Source organism: Haemophilus paracuniculus, from assembly GCF_002015115.1.
Lineage (GTDB): Bacteria > Pseudomonadota > Gammaproteobacteria > Enterobacterales > Pasteurellaceae > Haemophilus_E > Haemophilus_E paracuniculus.
Window position 1 is genome coordinate 187,926 of sequence record NZ_MUYA01000007.1, and the last position, 22,248, is coordinate 210,173.

Genomic DNA, 22,248 nt, shown 5'->3' on the forward strand with positions numbered 1-22,248 from the left:
TAAATTGTTAAAAGTAATTTGTTCTTCAAAAGGAAAATGGTTTGAAAATGCTGATGTTGTTGCTACTTTATTGGTTCTAGAGAAAAGCAATCAACATGCCGAATATGAAATAGATTTTATAACCACCAATACTTTAATAAAGGATTGGAATAAATCCGTTCTAACCGAAATGGTTACAGCCACGCTAAGCTCTAAAATAAAATCCGCTCATTTATCAAAAGCAACATATAAAGTTGAAAAAATAAGAAAGTTCCAAGAATTAGGAATTTCTTGGAATGCGTTATTTAGTAACCTTGATTGGATTGATTTAGTTGCGGATAAATTAATAAATGTTAGCAATTATATCAAAATAGCTCGTGGAGAACGTCGTGGGTGGGATAAGATGTTTTATCCTGAAAGTAAACATCAAATAGAATCTAACTATATCAAGCCTGTTGTGATGAGTTCAAAAGATTTGCCTGACTCTTTAATTGGAGCGGCTAAAAAAGAAGCATTTTGCTGCTCTGAATCTATTGAAGTATTAAAAGCTAAGAATCATTTTGGAGCATTAGAATGGATTTCTAAATTTGAAAAAGGAACAAATGGGAAAGGAAAACCACTCATTGAAGTTTTAAGTCGAACCAATCATTTTTGGTATGAAATGAAACCAAATACTTTGGCTGATATGGTTATATCAATAAATCCTGATAAAAAGATATACGTTTATCGATTGAAAGATCGTTCTTTTGTTAATCAACGATTGATCAGTCTAGCTGTAAAAGATATGGAACAATTAAACTTACTACACGCTTTATTGAATAGTGTAATTTCATTATTCTATATTGAAAGCATTGGATTCGGGAGAGGTTTGGGAGCGTTAGATTTAAATTCAACGACAATATCGAAAAAGTTAATGATATTAGATCCTAATTTACTTTCTAAGGAGCAGTCCATAGAAATAGTAAATAAATTTCAGTCCATTTTAAATAGAAACATACTAGATCTTCCTATTGAATTACAACAAGAAGACCGCATCGAGTTTGATAAGGCTGTATTTAGTGCATTTAATATCAATCTAGCCCCCGAAATTGTCTATGATAGTTTGTTAAAAATCTACAATATCCGACAATCGGTAAAAAACGATAAAAGTAGGTGATGAAGAATTAAGGCGACCAAATGTCGCCTTTTAAATTCTCACAAAATAGTATCTTAAAATACAGCCTTATTTTTATAAGAAATAAGTTTGGGGGATTAGTTACCCAACCACCCCATTCCAAGTAGGTAATTCCACCACGCCATTCCGACGGTTGCGTGGATAATCAAGCTACCAAAGGCGATGATTGCCCCTGCGGTCCACCAAGATTTGATGTCGTTATAGCCTGCACCAAAGGTGATCGGGCCTGGGCCACCGCCGTAGTGGGTCACAGAACCGCCGTAAGAGTTAGAGAATAGCAAGCCAATCGCTAATAATTCCACTGGCGCACCAGCCACTTTCCCCACGGTCGCAAACACGGGTACCATCGCCGCTACATAAGCACCGCCAGATGCGAACAGATAACGCACGGCGACGCTCAACAGTAAAATCACCATTAACGCTAAGGTGCCTTGATCGCCAAAGTTGAGATTTTTGCTGAGGGTGTCGGCTAACCATTCAAAGAATTTCGCTTTTTCTAGCACGCTGGACATACCAATGATACCGCCGTACCAAATTAAGGTATCCCAGCCTGCTTTGTTTTTGCGGATATCGTCCCAAGAAACAATGCTCAACACGATACAAAGCACCATTGTGATTAACGCCACGGTGGTTGCGTTCACGTTTAAGAAATCAGCGAAGATCCAGCCGAATAACGCCACCACGAACAACACCGCCAACGCTTTTTCACGGAAAGTGATCGGGCCTAATTCTTCCAAGCCTTTGCGCGCGATCTCTTTGTTGTCCACTTTTTTCATTTCAGGTGGTGAGATCAAATAGCAGATAAATGGAATGATGAACAAACACAATAAACCCGGCACAGAGGCGGCTAAGAACCATTGAATCCAGTTCATATTAAAGCCAAGGATCGGTGCCATTAGCGAGAGGGCTAACGCATTTGGTGCCATTGCGGTTAAGAAGATGTAGCTGGTTGTTTTCACCACCATATACACATTCATCAGCAAGTAACGCCCTGCTTTTTTCGGGCTGGTTTCAGGGTCTGACCCCAACGCCACCGCGACGCTATTGATGATCGGGAACACAATTCCCCCTGCGCGTGCCGTGTTGGACGGCGTGGCTGGCGAGAGCAATAAATCCAAGAACATCGTCACATAGCCCAAACGCAAGGTGGTGTTCCCCATCGCACCGATCATATGGTAGGCGATCCGCTTACCCAAGCCCGTGATCACGAACGCTGAACTGAGCGTAAAGGCGGTGAAGATGAGCCACGTTGTCCCCGATTGATAACCGCTCAGGGTTTGGCTCACTTTGACAAGTTCTTTTGCGCCCTCAGTGTTACCGATGGTCGCGGCAGACGCTGCCACTGCCGCCAATAAAATGACGGGTTCGCCATAAGGTTTAATCACTAATCCGACAATCGTTGCCAGATAAAGACCAAACAAACGCCACGCAATCAGAGAAAGCCCCTCTGGTGCAGGCAGTAAAAACACGATCGTTGGTATGGCAACCAAGATCGCTAATTTTTGTGCTTTGGATAAAGCCATTTTTAGTTACCTCTTAAAAGAAGATGAAAGAAAAAGGTGAGTGCCAATAAATCGGCACTGCCACCTGCACTGAGATTTCGCTCAATGCAAGCCTGATCAAGGGCGTTCAAACTGGCGATACACGCCTCTCGATCCTGTAAAAAATCGGTATTTTCCAACCGCTTGTGTGCCTCGTTTTGCACAAATGTCAGCCCTGCCAGTCCCCCTCGGTGAATGAGGTTGGTGTCGGCGTTGTCCGCCATCAGTGCGGTGAGTAGGATTAAGCCTTGATGTTGCGGATCGCGTTGGTTATCCAGCAATGGCAACACTTTTCGCACCAGCGGAAAGCCAGCCTCTGCCTCGCCCCTCGCCCCCGTCAAACCGTATTCACGGAAGATCCGAATCCCTGCGGTAAGCGGTTGATTTTCAGGGACATTTTGCAATTCCTGCGTAATCCCTTGGGTGATCTGGGCGACCGTGTGGCAAATCTGCGAAATATCCGTTTCGGCGGATAAGGCAAAGGCTCGCCCCATCGCACAACAAACTAGCCCAAAGGCGAAAATCGCCCCTTTGTGGGTGTTGATCTGGTCGGTGGCGTGAAACATCGCCTGTTCCGCTTGCTGTCCAAGCGGTCGGATTTCCGCCAAAATTTGCGATTCGGGCAGGTCGGCGGTCTCGATCCCCCGTTGCACGAATTTCGCCCAAAACGGTCGCAAAGCTGCGGCACTTCGCTCAAAGGTGTGATAATCCATATCCTTGTGCGCGCCGTTGTTTTGCCGATCCACCAACCCCGGCTTTGGGGTCAGGTCTAATTCGGCAAGCAGGGCTTGATTGACCTTATCAGCGATTTTTTCCGCCAAATAATCCCCTCTCACTCGCCGTTGCATTTCCGCCACGATTTCGTCTAGCGAATGGCGGCGGCTACGGGTGCAGATTTTGCCCTCATCGTTACAAAGCAAGCAGGGACGCGGTGGCAAGCCAAATTCCGCTCGGCTCAATAATCGTCCGCTCGCCTCGAACACATCGAAATCCCATAGGCGTGCCAGTGGTGAGCTTTGTTCAAGGGCGATCAAGGCGCGTTTTAAGGTTGTCGCCTCAATCGGTAGCGAAAAAATCGCCTCGTGTCCCGTTGCAAGGGGGCGGATAAATTCGGCGGTCGGTTTAATGCCAAGGGTTTGAAATAAAGCGGTAAGTTCAGCTAAACCTTTTGTAAACACATAGTCTAGCAACGCATTTTTTTTGACCGCCCCGACCGCCAGCAAGGTGAACGAAAGCACCGTCTGCTGATAGTCGGTAAGGCATTGTTGCTGTAACAAGGCACGCGCTTCCCTCGCATTCAGCAAGGTTTCGAGGGAAATCGCCTCGCCCTCGATGTCAAAGGGCGGGCAAATTTTGGCAAAAATCATACCGCTTGCACTCGCTTAGGCTTTGACTTGGTAAACGGTGTCAATCACCGAGCCATCACGATAACGCACCACCGCTACGGGCTTGTCGGTAAACTCAATCGGTTTCGGCTTGCCAGTAATGCTGTACGCCCGTTCGCAAAGTTGCTCAATGGTAAACAGCGGAATTTGGGCATTTTGTAACGCCTCGATCAGCTCTGGGCGTTTTGGATTGACCGCCACCCCGTGATCCGTGACCAAAATGTCGATGTTTTCGCCCGGCGTGACGCAGGTGATCACTTCTTCCACCACCGTTGGAATCCGTCCACGCACGAGAGGGGCAACGATGATCGAGAGTTGGGCGGAGGCAGCGGTGTCGCAGTGTCCGCCCGATGCCCCACGGATCACCCCGTCAGAGCCAGTCAGCACGTTTACGTTAAATTTGGTGTCGATTTCCAACGCACTCAAAATCACCACATCTAAACGCTCAACAGACGCGCCTTTTGAGCTGTAATTGGCGTATTGGTTGGCGGAAACCTCGATATGATTCGGGTTGCGCGCCAAAGATTCGGCGGCGTCTTTGTCGAAACTTTGTACGTCAATCAATTTTTTGATCAGCCCAGCCTCGTGCAACGCCACCATTGAGGAGGTGATTCCCCCAAGGGCGAAATCCGCCGTGATGTTTTGTTTCCGCATTTTGTCTTCAAGGAAACGCGTAACCGCCAAAGACGCACCGCCCGATCCCGTTTGCAGGGAAAAGCCCTCTTTAAAATAGCCTGAGGCGAAGATCACTTCTGCCGCTTTGCGTGCGATCAACAATTCACGCGGGTTGGTGGTCATTCGGGTTGCCCCACCGCCGATTTTTTTCGGATCGCCGACCGCCTCAACCTGCACGATCAGATCGACCTGATCCTGCGGAATACTGGCAGGGTGATGGGGATACGCCACCAACTCTTCGGTCAGTAGCACTACTTTGTCGGCAAATTCCGCATCGACTTTGGCATAGCCGAGCGAGCCACATTTGCTTTTTCCGCTGTAACCGTTGGCGTTACCAAATTCATCGCAAGCTGGCACGCCTAAAAACGCCACGTCAATTTTCAATTCGCCACTTTTTACCAAATGCACCCGTCCGCCGTGCGAGTGGATATTGACGGGTTCGGCTAAAATGCCTTTGGAAATTTCGTCCGCCAACTGCCCACGCAAGCCCGAAGAATAGATCTTCGTCACCACGCCATTTTTGATGTGTTCCACAATCGGGAAATGGCTATCAATCAGCGAGCTAGACGCAAGAGTCAGATTTTTAAAGCCCATTTCGGCAATTTTCGCCATCACCATATTCACCACGAAATCGCCACCACGGAAGGCGTGATGGAATGAGACCGTCATTCCGTCTTTCAGCCCCGAACGGCGGATCGCCTCTTCCAAATTGGCACATAATTTGCGATTTTTCGCGGTTCGCACTAATGCCTCCGCTTTCGGCACGGCTTGGTAAGCGGTCAGATCCGAGCGAAGTTTTGCAAATTGTTCAACACGTTGTTCTCTTGTTTTCATTGTTTATTCCTCACGAATGCCCGATTTTGCACGCTCTAACACTAATCTCGCCCGTTCGATGATCGGGGCGTCCACCATTTTGCCGTTGAGCGACACCACGCCAAGCCCTTGTGCCTCAGCCTCTTGCGCCGCCTCAATCACCGCTTGGGCGTGATCCACATCTTTTTGAGTTGGGGCGAACAGGTTGTGCAGTAGCTCAATTTGGCGAGGGTTCACCAGCGATTTGCCGTCAAAGCCGAGCTGCTTGATCAAACTCGCCTCACGCAAGAATCCTTCCTCATCGTTAGCGTTGGAAAAGACCGTATCAAAGGCTTGAATCCCTGCCGAACGCGCCGCTTGCAAGATGGTGCAACGGGCGAACAGCAATTCAATCCCCTCTGGCGAGCGTTCCGTTTTGAGGTTACGCACATAATCTTCCGCACCGAGGGCGATCCCGATCAGGCGTTTTGAGGCAAAGGCGATTTGGTTGGCTTGGGTAATGCCGAGGGGGGATTCAATCGCCGCCAAGAGTTTGGTGCTACCCACTTCTCGTCCGCACGCTTTTTCGATCTCGGTGATGGCGTTATCCATTGCGATCACATCATCGGCGGTATCGGTTTTCGGCATTCGCACCACGTCCACCCCAGCGCGCACCACCGCATTCAAATCAAGCAGACCAAATTCAGAATCAATCGGATTCACACGCACCACCGTTTCCATCGCTTGATAGAGCGGATGTTGCAAGGCGTGTGCCACTAACATTCGGGCGGTGTCCTTCTCTTTCAGGGCAACCGAATCTTCCAAATCGAACATAATCGAATCTGGCTGATAGATAAAACTATTACTGATCATCGCCGCATTTGATCCTGGCACGAATAACATACTGCGTCTTAATTTCATAGCACCGCCTCCCAATTCACTGGCGTATCTGTGGCACGCAACAGGGCGGCTTTGAGTCTGGCACGCAACACGCAGTCTAATGCCCCTCTGTCCTCCACAATCACTTGCACATCGGTAATTTGTAGCTGAGAAAGCACCGCTTGCACGGTCTGATGAATGTCCTCACCAAACTGCTTGCCTACGGAACTGTTGATCTCAATATCGACCCCATCATTCGGGGCAATTCGCACTTGAGCATCGCTCGATTCCAGCGTGCCAGCCACGGCGGTTTTGGTTATTTCCATAAAAATTCCTCTTGTTGTAATGATAAAATCGGTGGTTAGTTCGCCCCGGCTTGGCGTTGCAAAAACTGCAAGGTGGTTGCTGGCACAAAATCCGCCAACGCCTCAAAATCTTGCCTTTCCAACAATTTACGCACTTTGGACGCAGAAATCGGCTCATCATTAAGCGTGATTCTTTCCAGCTCAACCACTTGAATAGACGGATTTTCTAACGGGGCTTGTTGCAACCAATACGCCATTTTGCGGTTATATTCGGCAGTAACTTCACAGATCGGTTCAGAGCCGACAAAACGGTGGGTAATCCCCAAACTTGGGGCGATATGTTGGCGGAATAATTTGAGATCCAGCTCTAAATAACAGTCGTCTGTTAAGCCTTGATCTTTCAGGAAATAGTTGGGGAAAGTGGCACGGGAAATAATGTAATCCGAGCCTTTGTGTAACGTAATGCGATCCAAATCGGCGATCCCTTGCTTGACTAATGCAAACCGATCTTGAAAGCTAAATTGGGACGCGTTTTCGCTCACGATGAAAAGATGAAGATGATCGCACTGGGCGAGGGCTTGTTCAATCAGGTAACGATGCCCCAACGTGAAAGGATTGGCGTTCATCACAATCGCCCCGATTTTCTCGCCTGCCACCCGTTGAGCCTGCCATTTCGCACACTGCTTCGCAAGGCGAGTTGAGCTATTTTCGAGCAGCACCACATTCGGATAAGCCTCGGCAATCGTATAAAAACCGCACTGATTAAACACCTGTTCGTACTCGGGTTTGGTGTAAATAAAGAGATCGGGGCGGTTCAGCTCATAGGCAAAATTGACCATTTCGGTTAATAATCGAACCGCAATCCCCTCGCCCCGTAGTTCAGATCGAATTGCAATACATTTAAAGATATTACCTGCAATGCCACCACACGCCAAAATTTCGCCAAAACGATAAACGATCACAAAATATTCAATTTGCGAATCTAATTTCAGATCATTTTTTTCTAAAAATTGGCTGATAGCGGTCAGTTTTGTTTTATTTTTTACGCTGACGCGTTCGAGTTGCATAGAATTGATAAAAAAACTAAAAAACGGTGTGCATTCTAGCGGATTATTTGGATTATGCTAACCCAAAAGAGGTATGACTTGATGTGAATCAAACTCTATCACTGCTATAAAATATCCCTAAAATAGAAATATAAAAAAGCAGTGAAAATAATTTAAAATTTGTCTTAAAATTGTGAAATAAATGTAAACAAAAAGCCTTTGAAATTATTTTCAAAGGCTTTTAAATTCACTTTCAATTTATTTTTTATGCAAAATATCCACCAACGCCTGAAATTTCTGTTTACGATCAATGGTGGTATCCGCCACTTCATTCAACGCATTCACTAGATTCGGCGATTGCTCTTGCTTTGGATAAGCATACAACGGCACGCCCTGCGAAAGTTGCTCGACGTAAGCGGTGAGATCTTCCAATAATTTTACCTTTTCAGGATTATCGTGATATTGCTGGAATAAATCGCTGATCGACTGCTCAAACTGCTCGGCTTTACTGTCGATTTGTTGCTGGCAATACTTCTGCCATTTGATCTGCTCGGCTCGGTTGAGAGTATGCGGATAGTGTCTCGCTCGGTAATGAAACAGCAACTTCTCTACTCGTTCATCGGCAAATTTCAAGCCGTGATTAGCAAGCTCTTCGGGCGGCAACGTGCGTAAAATCGCCATATTGTTTTTATCCGCAGGGCTGAAAAAGTTTTCGTAAAGGGTGGTTTCCACATTGGTGGCTGGCTCAAAGGTGCGATCTTCGCTAAACAGTTCGCTCATTTTCTCGCGAATCAAACTTTTTTGAGCTTTTAATTTGGCGAGATTTTGCAGACAAAATTCACGATCTATGCCTAAACGTTCAGCATTTTCGGGCAAAAGGGTTTTGGCTGGGGCGATAATCGGGCATTTGTTAATATGCACCAATTTCAACGACACAGGGGCAATGCCCTCGGCTTCCAACTCGGCTTTTTTGGTGTAAAGACGCTGTTTCAACACTTCGGCAGGTTGAGCCAACAATTCATCAACATTGCCCGCCAAATCACACACGATCACCGCATTTTGATTGGTCGGGTGCCACGCCAACGGCACAACCCACGCGGTGTTGCCACGATAATTGCCCAACATTCCCGAAACGTGGACAAGCGGTGTCATCTCGCCCACATCAATCATCTGCTCAACCGCTTTTTTACCCCGATTTTCAAAGAAAAATTGAAATAATTTCGGCTGTTTTTGCTTAATCAACTTCGCCATTTCAATGGTCGCATACACATCCGCCATTGCATCGTGGGCGTTGCTATGCTCAATGCCGTTCGCTTTGGTTAGATTTTCCAGCTTGAAACTCGGCAAACCATCCTCATCAAACGCCCACTCAATCCCCTCGGGACGCAACGCATAACAAGCTCGCACCACATCCAGTAAATCCCAACGAGAATTGCCGTTTTTCCAACTGTATTCGTAAGGATCGAAAAAATTGCGGAAAAAGGTGTAACGGGTCATTTCGTCATCATAGCGAATGTTGTTATAGCCCATTACGCAAGTGTTCGGCTGGCTAAATTCGGCGTGAATTTTCTCGGCAAATTCGGGTTCACTCAGCCCCTCAGCGTTACATTGTTGCGGTGTAATCCCCGTTACCATCACCGCCTCGGGGGCGGGCAAATAATCAGGGGTCTGCTTGCAGAAAAACATCACAGGCTCGCCGATAATATTGAAATTTTCATCGGTGCGAATCCCCGCAAACTGAGCAGGACGGTCGCTGGCAGGGTTAATCCCAAAACTTTCGTAGTCGTAGATAAAAAAAGTCGATTTTGGCATTGGCTCAATAGATTGACAGAAATTTGCACGGATTTTAGCACAAACAAGCGGTGAGTTTGGGGGGATTTTTGTGATCTTGATCGAAAAAGAGAAAACCTAGCCATTAGACTAGGTTGTTAAAAAGCGATAAGCGTTACGATATTTTTCTGCTCTGGCTAAATCTTTTTCATTGATGTGAGGCAATCGGCTTAAATCCATATTGTGAGTCAAATCAGCGATTTTGACCTTTCGAGCAATACCATTCTTTTTGATTCGCTCTAAATAGGCTTGATAATCTTCACCTTGCCGTTTTGTGATTGCCTCGACAGCCTGAGCCACAACTTTACCAAATAATTGCTCAATTTGTTCGATAGTAATCACCGTATCTTCTACAATATCGTGCAACCACGCTGTGGCAATCACCTCATCAGATTGATCCGCTACAAATTTCGCCACAAATTCAAGATGTAAAAAATAAGGTTTACCTGCTTTATCTTGCTGGTTGGCGTGCCAATGTTGAGCAAACTGTTTAGCTTTATCGGCAAGCATAAGCACTAATGCACCTTAATAAATTGAATGGCTTCCTTTTCCGAAATTTCATTATAAGCATCAAAATCACTGATCAAAATTTTATCCGCCCAAAAAGTGCCAAATTGCGTATCCCAATCCTCTTTCTCGGGTTCATAAACCGCAAAAGAGAGCCAGTCATCTTTCACGCCTCGAATAAGTTTTTGCAAGCCATTTCCCATTTCGGCTAAATAATACTGATACATCATTTCTTTTCCCTAATTGAAGTGATTAATTTAGGTTCGTCTAATTTAGCACTTAAATTCTGCATTTCAAGAAAAATTTGCTGTTTTTCTGATTGCGAGGTGGTTGGATCTCTAAATCGTTCATACAACCGATGCAATTTTCCATTTTTCAACGCAAAACTTTGCGAAGTGTGATATTGCATCTCAAAAATCACATCTTCTTTTTCGATTAATGTGGTAATAAAAGTATTGATCCCTTTATAAACTGAACCCGTTTTTCAACTATTTTTAACAATAATAGTTTTATAGCCTTTATCTTTTAATTTTTGTTGCATCATTTGATATTGTTCAACAAAAGTTTCAACCTCGAAAATTGCCGTATAACGCAGAATATCTTTAACGCTATTTAATGCTTGTTGCTCGCCCATTCCTGCTAGCATTTCTGTCGCCACTTTACGTTTTAATGAATCGAATGATTTTAGCCGATGTTCTAGCCCTGCGGATGTGGCTGAAACCGATGAAATAATCGACAGCATATCCTCAGTAATTTTAGGCTCAATTTTTTCTACCCTATCCCTTAAATGCTTGATTTTATGCTGCATAATCGCCTCAGTAATAATGTTTCATTAAATCAATTTTAACAAAACAAGCGGTTAGTTTTCGGGGAATTTTTGTGATCTGGATCGAAGAAATAAAAAAATCGCCCAACTTGCGGGCGATTTGGAAAAATTAAATTTATTTAATCCGTTGAATTATTTAGGTAGCGATATTGTTTACAGGCTTGCTGGTTGCCATTGTCGCAGGCTTGACCAATATATTGTTTGGCTTGTGCTTTATCTTGTCGCACAAAATTGCCCTTTTGATAAATTTCACCCAAGCGTAATAATGCCTCGTTGGAATTTTGTTGAGCTGCTTTTTTATATAACTCAACCCCTTTCACATAATCTTGCCTAATAAATTTTCCTTCAATATAGAGATCGGCTAAATAAATTTGCCCCTCAGCAAAATCTTGCTCGGCGGATTTTTTCGCCAATTCCACCGCTTGCACAAAATCTTGTCGCACGCCTAGCCCGTTTTGATACATTTTCGCCAGTTGTAATTGAGCTTGGGGATAATTTTTATCCGCAAGCACTTTTAATTTCGGCAATGCCTCAAAATATGCATCTCTGTTTAATAAAGGTAAAATTTCATCAAATTCTTTCGCCATTTTTTGTTGTGCATATTGTTGGTAAAAATAGCCACCGCCACCAATCAATCCTAATAATACGGCTAATATTGCGATTTTTTTCATTTTATTACTCCTCTGGTTTTAAAATACTCTGCATTGTTTTCTTCATTGCAGGATACATCGGATAATGATAATCCCATAGCATTTGGTAAAGTTGTTTTTCTTGCTCTTGTAATCTTTTGAGTTCCAATTCATCAGAAACATTTTCAACTTCAAAAATATCCTTCCTTTGAAAAATCTCATTTTGTTCAAAATCATTTTTAGCGATTAAATCGTATAGGGTAAAACTATTTTGATTTTTAATATCAAACAAATACCATTTCAATATCTGAATTTCATCATCATTTAATGATTTAGAATTATTTAAATAACGATAAACCCTTTCCCGATTTTGTTCTCGCTTTAAAATCAGATCCACCTGTTTTTCTTTTTCTACAAAAGTAGATAGAACCGTTTTTACTCGTTCTTCCTGCTTGCCAATTTTATTACTTAACGAAGTTAAATGGCTTTCAGCTTGCTTAACGTTTCGGGTAAATTGCTGATAACTGAAAATAGCAACAATCACAGGAATTACCGTAGCAATCGCTAAAAATATCCCTAATAATGCAAACACTTCCACTGTGGCTTGCCATTTTTCCGTTGAAGAAAATTTCCCAAACAATAAACAGGTCGCCAACGCAGATAGTGCAAGGGCAATCACGCCCCAAACAATATGCCAATAATATTTGGCTAAAAAGCTCTCTTTTTCTTGTGTCATTATTTAATCCCCTGCTCGTTTAATCTGCGGTAATTATCACAACCTTTTTGAATGCCTTTATCACATTCTATGCCGTAATATTGCTTAGCTTTGCTCAGCTCCTTCCTATCTTCAAATCTCTCCCCTATATTTTCAAATCCTAGTTCTTCTGCTTTTTGAAACCATTTAAATGCTTTTTCATCATTCTGCTCTAAACCCTTTCCTTCCATATACGCTTCTCCTACCACAAATGCATATTTACCAAAAGTTTGTTCAGAGGCTTTCTCAATAAGCTCAGCAGCTTTGACTTCATCTTTTTCTATCACATTGTTACCTTTTAAATACACACGTGCTAACAAAAATTGAGCCAAAGCATCGCCTTGCCCAGCAGCTTTTTTCAACAAATCAACTCCTTTGGCTTCATCTTTTTTTACACCTTCCCATTTTCCTCCCAAGTACATCGCTCCTAAAAAAATCTGAGCACTGGCATTTCCTTGTTCCACCGCTTTTTGAAACCATTCAACCGCTTTGGTGTAATCTTTTTTTACACCTTTACCATCAGAAAACATACTCCCTAACATATATTGAGCTGCTGCATTTCCCTGCTCTGCCGCTTTTTGAAACCATTCAACCGCTTTGGTGTAATCTTTTTTTACACCTATACCATCAGAATACATATCCCCTAACTTATATTGAGCTTCCGCATTTCCTTGCTCCGCCGCTTTTTGATACCATTCAACCGCTTTGGTGTAATCTTTTTTTACACCTATACCATCAGAAAACATACTCCCTAACATATATTGAGCTTCCGCATTTCCTTGCTCCGCCGCTTTTTGAAACCACTCTGCGGCTTTGATGTTATTTTGAGCATTCATATTTAACCAGTTGTAATACATTTTCCCTAACTTATATTGAGCTTTGGCATCCCCCTGCTCGGCTAATTGTTTTGTGGTAGCAAAATCAGGCTTATTCTCTGGATTAGCAAACGCTATGGTACTCACCCCCAACGAGGCAATTAAGGTAACAAAAAAAGTTTTAAACATTGGAAATTCCTCTCTGTTGATAAAAAAGTGAAAATTTCCCGAATTATACTGTTGTTTTTTTTTTGTACAGTTTGCTATGATTTTTTGCACAGAATGTAAGCGGTAGGTGGGCGGTTTAAAAAAGAGGCAAAAAAAAGAAATGAAAGGCAATAAAAAACCACCCCAAAGGTGGTTTTAAATCATTTAGCGAAGCACAACTGCCGTGCCAGTGGCGACCACGATAAACATTCCCTTATCGCCGCCCATTGATTGATATTCCATTGAAACACCCACCACGGCATTCGCCCCGATTTTTCGAGCTTCTTTCTCTAATTCGGCGAGGGCTTCTTTGCGAGAGGCGTTGAGTTTGCTTTCGTAAGCCCCCGAGCGACCGCCGATCACATCGGTAATGCTGGCGAAGAAATCACGGATAAAATTCGCCCCTGAAACCACTTCGCCAAACACTAAGCCTTTGTATTCGGCGATTTCTCTGCCTTGAATGGTGGGGGTGGTGGTAATAATCATCAACGCCCCTTATTCGTCAATCACCACTTTGGCGATGTAGTCGAGGTGGCGATATTGTTGGGCGTAGTCGATGCCGTAGCCGACCACAAATTCATCGGGGATCGCAAAACCCGCCCACTCGACTGGCACGTCCACCTCACGGCGAGAGGGTTTATCTAACAGGGTGCAAATCGTAACCGAACGAGGCTCACGCAGTTTAAGCATTTCACGCACTTTGCTGAGAGTAAAACCCGTGTCGATAATATCTTCCACGATCAACACATCTTTGCCGTGAATTTCGCCGTCCAAATCTTTCAAAATTTTGACATCACGGCTGGATTCCGTCCCCGTGCCGTAGCTCGAAGCGGTCATAAAATCCACCTCAACGGGCAAATTAAGCTGACGCACCAGATCCGCCATAAACATAAAAGATCCACGCAACAACCCCACCACCACGAGCTTTTCACAATGGTTATGTTGGTAGAAATGGTTGATTTCTTGGGCAAGTTCACGAATGCGAGTTTGCACATCGTGCGAGGCGATCATTGTTTCAATATGATGTTTTTTCATTGTCTGTTCCTTTCTCAACAAAATCGGGCTAATGATACCATTTTCCCTTGCAAGGGGTAAGATTTTGGGAAATTTAATTCTGCGTTGAGAGATTTTACGCCGATAAGAATACTTTATTTTTACTGATGTTATCATTACAATAGGATTAACAATCATTACATTTGCGAGGTTTATTGATGAGTTATACAAATTTTAATATGCGGCTTGATGACAACTTGCGTGGACGAGCCTATCCAATTTTGGAACAATATGGGCTAACTCCAAGTCAAGCAGTGAGAATGTTTTTTAATCAAATTGCCCAAACGGGCAAAATTCCGCTTTCATTTGATTGGGTAGAGGTTTCCAACTTAACGCCCAAAGCCCAAGCCCGTTTACGCCAAACCGAACAAGAGTTTGCTAATGGCGATTACACTTGCTACGAAAGTCTTGATGAGCTTAATCAGGCAATGGAGAAAGTATTTAAAAAGGCTTTGAAAATAGGGAATGTTAGGCTATTGTAATTATTTCTAATTAGGTTATAGATTTGATTGCATTAACAACTTTTGATTACAAAAAACTGTATTACGATAGATGTAATACACGCTCATTTTCGTTATTTGTTAATCATAATCCAGAATGGATGACTATAATTGCAAAAATTGGAGAAAATTTAAATTATCTAGCGGTAAATGTAATATGTCAAAAAAAGAAGAAAGATTAATGGTTGATTATCGTATCATACCCGAAAACCTTAAAAACACTTTGCAATTTCTTCAAAAGAAATTGCATTAAAAAACAAACAATTAAAATTAACACATTAAGAATCTATTATGAGTTACGATATTCAAAAAGAAACTGGAAAAGAATTAAATAAATTATATGAATCAGATTTGTCAATACATAACTGGTATAGGTTTGTATTATCTTTCCCACCACATTTAGTTAGAAACTATATTAATGAATTTAATTTGTCGTCAGAATCATATGTTTTAGACCCTTTTTGTGGTACAGGAACTACATTAGTCGAATCTAAAAAGCTCGGAATAAAATCTATTGGTTTTGAAGCTAATCCTGTTGTTTATATGTGTGCCTCTGCTAAGGTCGATTGGAATATAGTCGAATATGAAATGCTTATTGAAGCAGAAAGCATATCAACGATTGCTCAATCTAAAATTGACTCATCAATAGAGCAAATCAAATTAGCTGAAAATAAAGAAAATTTGATAATTAAAAACTCTATAAGTCCTATTCCTTTACATAAAACATTGATATTAGAGAAAGTTATAAGCAGTTTTAATAGTAAATATGAAAAATTTTACAAAACAGCATTGGCTAGAGAAATTGTTTTCTCATATAGTAATCTAAAATTCGGACCAGAAGTTGGTGTAAAAAAGAAGAAAATTGATGATGTTGATGTTGTGTCCTTATGGCTCAATAGAATTAAAAGTATTATTACCGACATTAATGAAAACTCAAAAAATAAATATATCCTTTCTAAAGTTATTTTAGGAGACTCTAGAAATGATTTATATCAAATACCTGATTCATCTATAGATGCAGTTATTACATCACCACCATATCCTAATGAGAAAGATTATTCAAGAACAACAAGACTAGAATCTGTATTACTTAACTTTATAAATGATAAAGAGGATTTACGAAAAATAAAAAAATCCTTACTAAGATCTAATACTAGAGGGATTTATAAAGATGATGATGATATAAAGTGGGTAGAAAATAATACTACAGTAAATGAACTAGCTGATAGTATTGAAAGAAAAAGACTGGAATTAGGGAAAACATCTGGATTTGAAAAATTATACCATCGAGTAGTAAAATTATACTTTGGCGGAATGGCAAAACACTTGAATGACTTAAAACCAAAATTAAAAAATGGTGCGAAATTAGCCTATGTTGTTGGAGATCAATTTTCTTATTTTAGAATACCAATCAGAACAGGAACCATTTTAGCTGAGATAGCTCAGGAATTAGGTTACAAAGTGATAAGGATAGATTTATTTAGGACTAGGTTAGCTACTGCAACCAAAGAAAATATAAATGAAGAAGTTGTTGTTTTGGAGTATGTAAAATGAGTATATATGCACGTATTATTGAAGGAATCTTCTTCGACAAATATAAACAAGGTGATATTCGCATTGAATTTTTAAGAGAAGATATTATAGAAAAAGCGAATGTTTTAAACATTAAACTACCTAAGAATCTTGGGGATGTAATCTATTCATTTAAATTTAGAAATGAATTACCTAAATCAATCAAAGAAACTAGTATAGGAAATAAAGAGTGGGTAATAAAAAGCATAGGAAAATCAGTTTATTGTTTCGAATTGGTTGAATATGCAAGAGTAATTCCTGATAAACTATTACACACAATATCCATTCCTGATTCTACGCCACAAATCGTGAAAGAATTTTCTCTAAATGATGAGCAAGCTTTATTAACAAAAATAAGGTATAATCGCTTAATAGACTTATTTTCAGAAGTAGTTTGTTATTCACTACAGAATCATTTAAGAACATTCATACCAAATGTAGGACAAATTGAAACAGATGAAATTTATATTGGTATAGATAAAAAAGGGAATAAATATGTATTCCCAGTTCAAGCCAAAGGGGGAACTGACGAAATAGGCATTGTTCAAATAGAACAAGACTTTTTATTATGTGAACATAAATATAGTAATTTAATTTGCATACCTATAGCTGTTCAATTTATTGACTCAGATAAAATAGCCATGTTCAGTTTTATTAGAGAGAATGGATTAATAAGAAAATTGGAGGAAAAGCATTATTTATTAGTTTGTCAGGATAATCCATAAATATCTATAATTTAGTAATGAAATGACTTTAATCATGTTTTGTAGTATAAGAGCATCAGAAAATTTACTGCGGTTGGATCTGCTTTTCAGGATATGTATATTTTCTACATAATACCGAAAAATTTTGCGAAAATCCCACCGCTTGTTTTAGTGAATATCTAAGATCAAAATCTTCGATTTGCGTTGATAATTGTAGCTTTCTCGCTTTTGCTGCGGTAGGTCGTCCACTTCGGCAAGTACGAAACCTCGTTCTTGAAACCATTGGGTGGTTTGGGTGGTGAGGACGAACAATTTTTCAATCCCTGCCTGAATGGCACGCCGTTTGATCGCATTGAGCAATATATCGCCCCGAGCGGAATCGCGATAGTCGGGGTGCACCACCACGCACGCCATTTCCGCCATTTTTTCCTGTTCATACGGGTTGAGGGTGGCACAGGCAATCACCGTGCCGTCTCGTTCGATAATGGTGTAGCGGTGGATTTCCATTTCGAGCTGTTCGCGAGAACGTTTGACCAAAATCCCCTGCTCTTCAAACGGGCGAATCAGATCGAGCAAAGCAGGAATGTCAAACGAGGTCGCAATGCGGATATGCTCGGAACTCTCTTCCGAAAGCTGCGTACCGATACCATCCCGAGAAAACAGCTCTTGCAACAACGCCCCGTCCGTTTTGTAGCTTAACAAGTGGCAACGCTTGATCCCCGCTTGGCTCGCTTGAATTGCCGAATGCAAAAAGCGAGCTTTGGAATCGTGATAATCGCCTCGCTCAATCATCGCCGCTAAATAGCCTTTCGCCTCACGCGGGTGCAAATCGGCGATAATTTGCCCCGTTTCGTCCGCAATCCCCTGCTCGGCACAAAAGCCGATCAGCTTGTCGGCTTTGAGTTTAATCGCCACTTGGGTCGCAATTTCCTCAAACGGCAGATTAAACATTTCACCCGTTACCGAGGGGGCAATCGGACCGATCAGCACCACTGACTGTTGAGCCAGTTGCTGTTGAATGGTGTCGGTATCAATACGGCGGATTTTGCCCGTCAAGCCGTAATCCACCCCGTCAATCACACCAATCGGTTGAGCCAGCACCAAATTGCCACTCACCACATTCAGCAACGGCGAATGGGGCAACCGCAACGACAAGCGAGCGAAAAGATCATAATGCACCTTACCCACCGCCTGCTTAATCAGCTCAAAACTTTGAGCGTCCGTCACTCGAATATGCCGATGATAGGCGGTTGAATGATTATGCAGGGCGAGCAGTTCATCAATCTGCACCCTCGCCCCAAACACGATCACAATTTTGATCCCCAAACTATGCAGTACGCTGATGTCGTTGATGATCCCGACAAAATTTGGATCTGCCACCGCATTGCCGTCCAACATAATCACAAAGGTCTTGCCTCGATGCATATTCACATAAGGTGTGGACTGCCTAAACCATTGCACTAATTCCGTATTTCGCATTTTTGCCCCTTACAAGCGGTGAGATTTTTTGAAATTTTATAGTTGCTAGTTATACTCTCAAATGAATAAATATGCAATTATTTTGCATAAAATTTAAAAGAATCATACCGCTTGCAAAGCGGATAACAAACAAAACGGCTTGGATAACCAAACCGTTTGAAATTACAAAATCCCAGCCTGCTGAAAAAACGCCCGATAGGCTTCCGCTTTTTTGGCAAGGCTGAGCGGATAAGCTCGCGAGGTGGACGGCAAGCGATACAAAAACAGCTCTCGCTCGGGCGTGTAAGGGAACGGGATAAAAGCGTTGGTTTTCGGCTCTTTGACTTTTTCGGGCAAAAGATCGAGCAAGGTTTCGGTCGCCTTGCCCCCTGTAGTAAACAGCCATTTGACTTTGGGTAGCTTAGCAAGCACTGCGGTTAAATCAACAGGATCAACAATCTTTAAAAATTTATCAGACGCATTGCCCTGCTCACGAATCGCCGTTTGAGCGGTGGAACAGAGGGCAATCCCACGCTCTCGCAAAAATTGCTCAATTCGAGCAGGATCAAACCGCTTTTCATTCGGCACTTTAAAATGGTCAGGATCATCAAAAAAGACAATCCCATAAATCCGCCACATATCATTCTGAAAATTCGGATAATGAAATTCCATACAGCGTTTTTCAGGCGTGGGTGGAAAAGTCCCCATCATCATTACGGTAGCGTTCTCGGGCAAAATAGCGGGGAAGGGGTGGGTTTCGATAGGCAATTGTAATTTGTTCGCTAACTTTTCGGTGGTGTTCATTTGCTATCCTCTTAAAAATGACGAGGAGTATAGGTTGGTTACAGGGGCAATACAAGCGGTACGATCCGTAAAAATTTCGGCAAATCGGGGATTTTTCCATATTTGTTCGTGATCTTTTTACTCACATAAAGTAAAATTCGCAGGATTTTTTATCACTCATTCGGAGAACTTTTATATGGCAATGAATAACATTTTAGGTTTATTCGCTCAATCGCCACTTAAACCCTTACAGAAACACTCAACCAAAGTAACCGAGTGTGCGGAATTGCTTGTGCCGTTTTTTGAAGCCACTTTCCAAAATAATTGGGAAGAAGCGGAAAAAGTGCGTGGGCAAATCATTGATTTAGAACGCCGTGCAGATGCGTTGAAACGTGAAATCCGCTTGAAATTGCCTCGTGGTTTATTTATGCCTGTTGAACGTACCGATTTATTGGAATTGGTTACTCAACTCGATAAACTTGCTAACTACTCTCGTGATATTTCTGGTCGTATTATCGGTCGTCAATTAGTGATTCCTGCCTCAATGCAGCCTGCCTTTAAAAATTTCCTCGCTCGTAGCCTTGATGCGACACGCCAAGTGCGTAAAGTGGTTGATGAAATGGATCAACTGCTTGAAACAGGTTTCCGTGGTCGTGAATTGAAATTCGTAAACAATATGATTTTGGAATTGGATGCGATTGAAGATGATTCAGATCAGTTGCAAATTATTTTACGCCGTTCATTGTTAGAGGTAGAAAAAGAGCTGAATCCTATTGATGTGATGTTCCTCTACAAATGTATTGAGCGTGTGAGTTTATTGGCGGATCAAGCACAACGCATTGGTTCTCGCATTGAATTGATGTTGGCTCGTTCGTAAGGGGGAATCAATGGAACTTATTAACGAATATGGCACGGTTTTAGTGATTATCACTGCCATTTTTGGCTTTTTTATGGCATTTGGTATCGGGGCGAACGATGTTTCTAACGCAATGGGAACGTCCGTGGGTTCTGGTACGATTACCGCCAAACAAGCGATCTTTATCGCAATGATTTTTGAATTTGCAGGGGCGTATCTTGCGGGGGGCGAAGTAACCGAAACCATTAAAAGTGGTATCGTGGACGTGAGCCTGTTCGCTGGTCGCCCTGATGTGCTTGTTCTCGGTATGATGTCAGCACTTTTCGCCGCAGGGACTTGGTTGTTAGTTGCCTCTCGAATGGGCTGGCCAGTTTCAACCACCCACTCAATCATCGGTGCGATCATCGGTTTTGCGTTAATTACCGTGGGCGGTGAAGCAGTGAAATGGGGCGAATTAACCAAAATCGTTGGAAGTTGGTTCGTTACCCCAGTGATTGCAGGGGTTGTGGCTTATTTGATTTTCATTAGTACGCAAAAATTTATTTTTGATACGGAAAATCCAATGGCAAACGCTCAAAAATATGGCCCGTTCTATATGGGTTTAACCTCGTTTATTTTGAGCATTGTAACTATGACCAAAGGTTTAAAACACGTTGGTCTTAACCTTACCACGGGCGAAACAGTAATGATTTCTTCGGCAATCTCTCTCGTTTCAATCGTGGTTTGTTATTTCTACTTCCGCAGCCAATCTTTTGCGAACCGTGTACAAGGTGGTTCATTCGGTGGCGTTGAAAAAGTATTCAGTATTTTGATGTTACTCACCGCTTGTTCAATGGCATTCGCCCACGGTTCAAACGATGTAGCGAACGCAATCGGGCCGCTTTCTGCGGTGGTTTCCGTGGTGGAAAGCGGTGGCGTGATTCAAGGTAAAACCGCATTAGCCCCTTGGATCTTACCGCTTGGTGCAATGGGGATTGTTACGGGTATGGCGTTAATGGGCTATAAAGTAATGGGAACGATTGGTACGGGCATTACCGACTTAACCCCAAGCCGTGGTTTCTCGGCGGAATTTGCCTGTGCAATGACCGTGGTAATCGCCTCGGGAACGGGCTTACCAATCTCAACAACCCAAACCCTCGTGGGGGCAATTTTAGGGGTGGGCTTTGCTCGTGGTATCGCCGCTCTTAACTTGGGTGTAATCCGCAACATCGTGGCTTCGTGGGTAATTACCTTGCCAGCAGGTGCGATTATTGCGATCATCATCTACAACATTTTAACGGCTATTTTCAGCTAATTTTGTGGGAAGTAGGCTCGCCTACTTCTCTTGGATTTACTTTTTTCTTTTTATGCAAGGATATTCTATGATGAAAAAAATGACCTCAGCCTTACTCGCAAGCCTCTTTCTTGGCTCTGCGTTACCCGCTTTTTCAGCGGATTACATCACTGAAAATTTAAACACTTATATGCGGAAGGGGGCTGGCGATCAGTATAAAATCTCGGGAACGATCCAAGCAGGCGAAAAAGTAACCGTTTTAGACCGCAAAGATGGCTACACCCTTATTCGTGATAGCAAAGGGCGTGATGGTTGGGTGCTTTCCCGAGAGATTTCTCAAACCGCAAGCCCGAAAGATTTGATTCCGCAATTACAGCAACAGGTGCAAGATCTTTCGATTAAGCTCAAAAATGTGGATTCTGATTGGCAACAACGTACCGCTGAAATGCAACGCCGCACCCAACAGGCTTCGCAACAAAGTAACGAATTGATTGAGGTGAATGCCCAATTAAAACGTGAAATTGAAGTGTTGAAAAACAAAAACCGTGATTTGGAAACAATGCAAGACGCAGAAAAGCGTGAAATCATTATCCAATGGTTTATTTACGGTGGTTCGGTGCTGGGCGTAGGTTTGTTACTCGGTTTGTTAATTCCGTTTATCTTGCCTCGCCGCCGTAACAATGGTTGGCGTTAATTTGCGTTAAA

The 22,248-nt window shown here is 42.6% G+C and carries 25 protein-coding genes; 8 read left to right on the plus strand and 17 right to left on the minus strand.

All coding sequences use genetic code 11. From position 1 onward, the window contains the following. Positions 1-4: 4 nt before the first annotated feature. Complete coding sequence (locus B0187_RS05875; RefSeq protein ID WP_143413763.1) at positions 5-1,135, plus strand: hypothetical protein; 1,131 nt, start codon at positions 5-7, stop codon at positions 1,133-1,135. A gap of 95 nt (positions 1,136-1,230) precedes the next feature. Here B0187_RS05875 and B0187_RS05880 read toward each other — a convergent pair whose 3' ends face one another. From B0187_RS05880 to hpt, 15 genes are all read right to left on the minus strand, one after another. Beyond that, positions 1,231-2,676, minus strand: a complete 1,446-nt coding sequence (locus tag B0187_RS05880; RefSeq protein WP_078236933.1) for an anion permease — start codon at positions 2,674-2,676, stop codon at positions 1,231-1,233. A 2-nt stretch (positions 2,677-2,678) separates the two neighbouring features. Further along, positions 2,679-4,061: a triphosphoribosyl-dephospho-CoA synthase CitG gene (gene citG / locus B0187_RS05885; protein WP_078236934.1), complete on the minus strand. Its 1,383-nt coding sequence runs from the start codon at positions 4,059-4,061 to the stop codon at positions 2,679-2,681. 15 nt (positions 4,062-4,076) lie between these two features. Beyond that, positions 4,077-5,588 carry a citrate lyase subunit alpha gene (gene citF / locus B0187_RS05890; protein WP_078236935.1) on the minus strand — a complete coding sequence of 504 codons (1,512 nt, stop codon included), beginning with the start codon at positions 5,586-5,588 and terminating at the stop codon, positions 4,077-4,079. Between the two features lie 3 nt (positions 5,589-5,591). Continuing rightward, the gene (gene citE / locus B0187_RS05895; protein ID WP_078236936.1) at positions 5,592-6,467 is read right to left on the minus strand and encodes a citrate (pro-3S)-lyase subunit beta; all 876 of its coding nucleotides are present in this window, start codon (positions 6,465-6,467) and stop codon (positions 5,592-5,594) included. Next, positions 6,464-6,751, minus strand: coding sequence for a citrate lyase acyl carrier protein (gene citD, locus B0187_RS05900; RefSeq protein ID WP_078236937.1), 288 nt, complete (start codon positions 6,749-6,751; stop codon positions 6,464-6,466). The genes citE and citD overlap by 4 nt, the downstream gene beginning before the upstream one ends. A gap of 35 nt (positions 6,752-6,786) precedes the next feature. After that, positions 6,787-7,797, minus strand: a complete 1,011-nt coding sequence (gene citC, locus B0187_RS05905; RefSeq protein ID WP_078236938.1) for a [citrate (pro-3S)-lyase] ligase — start codon at positions 7,795-7,797, stop codon at positions 6,787-6,789. A 237-nt stretch (positions 7,798-8,034) separates the two neighbouring features. Further along, positions 8,035-9,588 carry an exodeoxyribonuclease I gene (gene sbcB, locus B0187_RS05910; RefSeq protein ID WP_078236939.1) on the minus strand — a complete coding sequence of 518 codons (1,554 nt, stop codon included), beginning with the start codon at positions 9,586-9,588 and terminating at the stop codon, positions 8,035-8,037. Positions 9,589-9,696: 108 nt separating this feature from the next. Beyond that, complete coding sequence (locus B0187_RS05915) at positions 9,697-10,116, minus strand: HD domain-containing protein (RefSeq protein ID WP_078236940.1); 420 nt, start codon at positions 10,114-10,116, stop codon at positions 9,697-9,699. A 5-nt stretch (positions 10,117-10,121) separates the two neighbouring features. Then, entirely contained in the window at positions 10,122-10,343 is a 222-nt protein-coding gene (locus tag B0187_RS05920) for a hypothetical protein (protein WP_245797011.1), read from the minus strand. Positions 10,344-10,597: 254 nt separating this feature from the next. Then, positions 10,598-10,921 carry a hypothetical protein gene (locus B0187_RS10370; protein WP_245797012.1) on the minus strand — a complete coding sequence of 108 codons (324 nt, stop codon included), beginning with the start codon at positions 10,919-10,921 and terminating at the stop codon, positions 10,598-10,600. A 137-nt stretch (positions 10,922-11,058) separates the two neighbouring features. Further along, positions 11,059-11,610, minus strand: a complete 552-nt coding sequence (locus tag B0187_RS05930; RefSeq protein WP_078236941.1) for a tetratricopeptide repeat protein — start codon at positions 11,608-11,610, stop codon at positions 11,059-11,061. A gap of 4 nt (positions 11,611-11,614) precedes the next feature. Then, entirely contained in the window at positions 11,615-12,304 is a 690-nt protein-coding gene (locus B0187_RS05935; RefSeq protein WP_078236942.1) for a hypothetical protein, read from the minus strand. Further along, complete coding sequence (locus B0187_RS05940; RefSeq protein ID WP_078236943.1) at positions 12,304-13,326, minus strand: tetratricopeptide repeat protein; 1,023 nt, start codon at positions 13,324-13,326, stop codon at positions 12,304-12,306. Before B0187_RS05940 ends, B0187_RS05935 begins: the two co-directional genes overlap by 1 nt. A 183-nt stretch (positions 13,327-13,509) precedes the next feature. Next, entirely contained in the window at positions 13,510-13,830 is a 321-nt protein-coding gene (locus B0187_RS05945; RefSeq protein WP_078236944.1) for a YbjQ family protein, read from the minus strand. Between the two features lie 9 nt (positions 13,831-13,839). Beyond that, positions 13,840-14,379: a hypoxanthine phosphoribosyltransferase gene (hpt, locus tag B0187_RS05950; RefSeq protein WP_078236945.1), complete on the minus strand. Its 540-nt coding sequence runs from the start codon at positions 14,377-14,379 to the stop codon at positions 13,840-13,842. 176 nt (positions 14,380-14,555) lie between these two features. Between hpt and B0187_RS05955 the strand changes: the two genes are divergently transcribed. The 4 genes from B0187_RS05955 (at position 14,556) to B0187_RS05965 (ending at position 17,194) form a co-directional block, all read left to right on the plus strand. Next, the gene (locus B0187_RS05955; RefSeq protein WP_078236946.1) at positions 14,556-14,879 is read left to right on the plus strand and encodes a type II toxin-antitoxin system RelB/DinJ family antitoxin; all 324 of its coding nucleotides are present in this window, start codon (positions 14,556-14,558) and stop codon (positions 14,877-14,879) included. A gap of 115 nt (positions 14,880-14,994) precedes the next feature. Further along, positions 14,995-15,150 carry a hypothetical protein gene (locus tag B0187_RS10240; protein WP_158078225.1) on the plus strand — a complete coding sequence of 52 codons (156 nt, stop codon included), beginning with the start codon at positions 14,995-14,997 and terminating at the stop codon, positions 15,148-15,150. A 38-nt stretch (positions 15,151-15,188) separates the two neighbouring features. After that, entirely contained in the window at positions 15,189-16,451 is a 1,263-nt protein-coding gene (locus B0187_RS05960) for a DNA methyltransferase (protein WP_078236947.1), read from the plus strand. Then, positions 16,448-17,194 (plus strand): endonuclease, encoded by a 747-nt coding sequence (locus B0187_RS05965; RefSeq protein ID WP_078236948.1) that lies wholly within the window; start codon positions 16,448-16,450, stop codon positions 17,192-17,194. The genes B0187_RS05960 and B0187_RS05965 overlap by 4 nt, the downstream gene beginning before the upstream one ends. A 147-nt stretch (positions 17,195-17,341) precedes the next feature. Here B0187_RS05965 and argA read toward each other — a convergent pair whose 3' ends face one another. Next, a complete protein-coding gene (gene argA, locus B0187_RS05970; RefSeq protein ID WP_078236949.1) occupies positions 17,342-18,652 on the minus strand; it encodes an amino-acid N-acetyltransferase in 1,311 nt (436 codons plus the stop codon). 162 nt (positions 18,653-18,814) lie between these two features. Then, the gene (locus tag B0187_RS05975; RefSeq protein WP_078236950.1) at positions 18,815-19,435 is read right to left on the minus strand and encodes a uracil-DNA glycosylase family protein; all 621 of its coding nucleotides are present in this window, start codon (positions 19,433-19,435) and stop codon (positions 18,815-18,817) included. A gap of 175 nt (positions 19,436-19,610) precedes the next feature. Between B0187_RS05975 and B0187_RS05980 the strand changes: the two genes are divergently transcribed. The 3 genes from B0187_RS05980 (at position 19,611) to B0187_RS05990 (ending at position 22,237) form a co-directional block, all read left to right on the plus strand. Then, positions 19,611-20,291 (plus strand): TIGR00153 family protein, encoded by a 681-nt coding sequence (locus B0187_RS05980; protein ID WP_078236951.1) that lies wholly within the window; start codon positions 19,611-19,613, stop codon positions 20,289-20,291. A 10-nt stretch (positions 20,292-20,301) separates the two neighbouring features. Then, complete coding sequence (locus tag B0187_RS05985) at positions 20,302-21,564, plus strand: inorganic phosphate transporter (RefSeq protein ID WP_078236952.1); 1,263 nt, start codon at positions 20,302-20,304, stop codon at positions 21,562-21,564. A 70-nt stretch (positions 21,565-21,634) separates the two neighbouring features. Beyond that, positions 21,635-22,237 carry a TIGR04211 family SH3 domain-containing protein gene (locus B0187_RS05990; RefSeq protein ID WP_078237004.1) on the plus strand — a complete coding sequence of 201 codons (603 nt, stop codon included), beginning with the start codon at positions 21,635-21,637 and terminating at the stop codon, positions 22,235-22,237. Positions 22,238-22,248 lie beyond the last annotated feature (11 nt).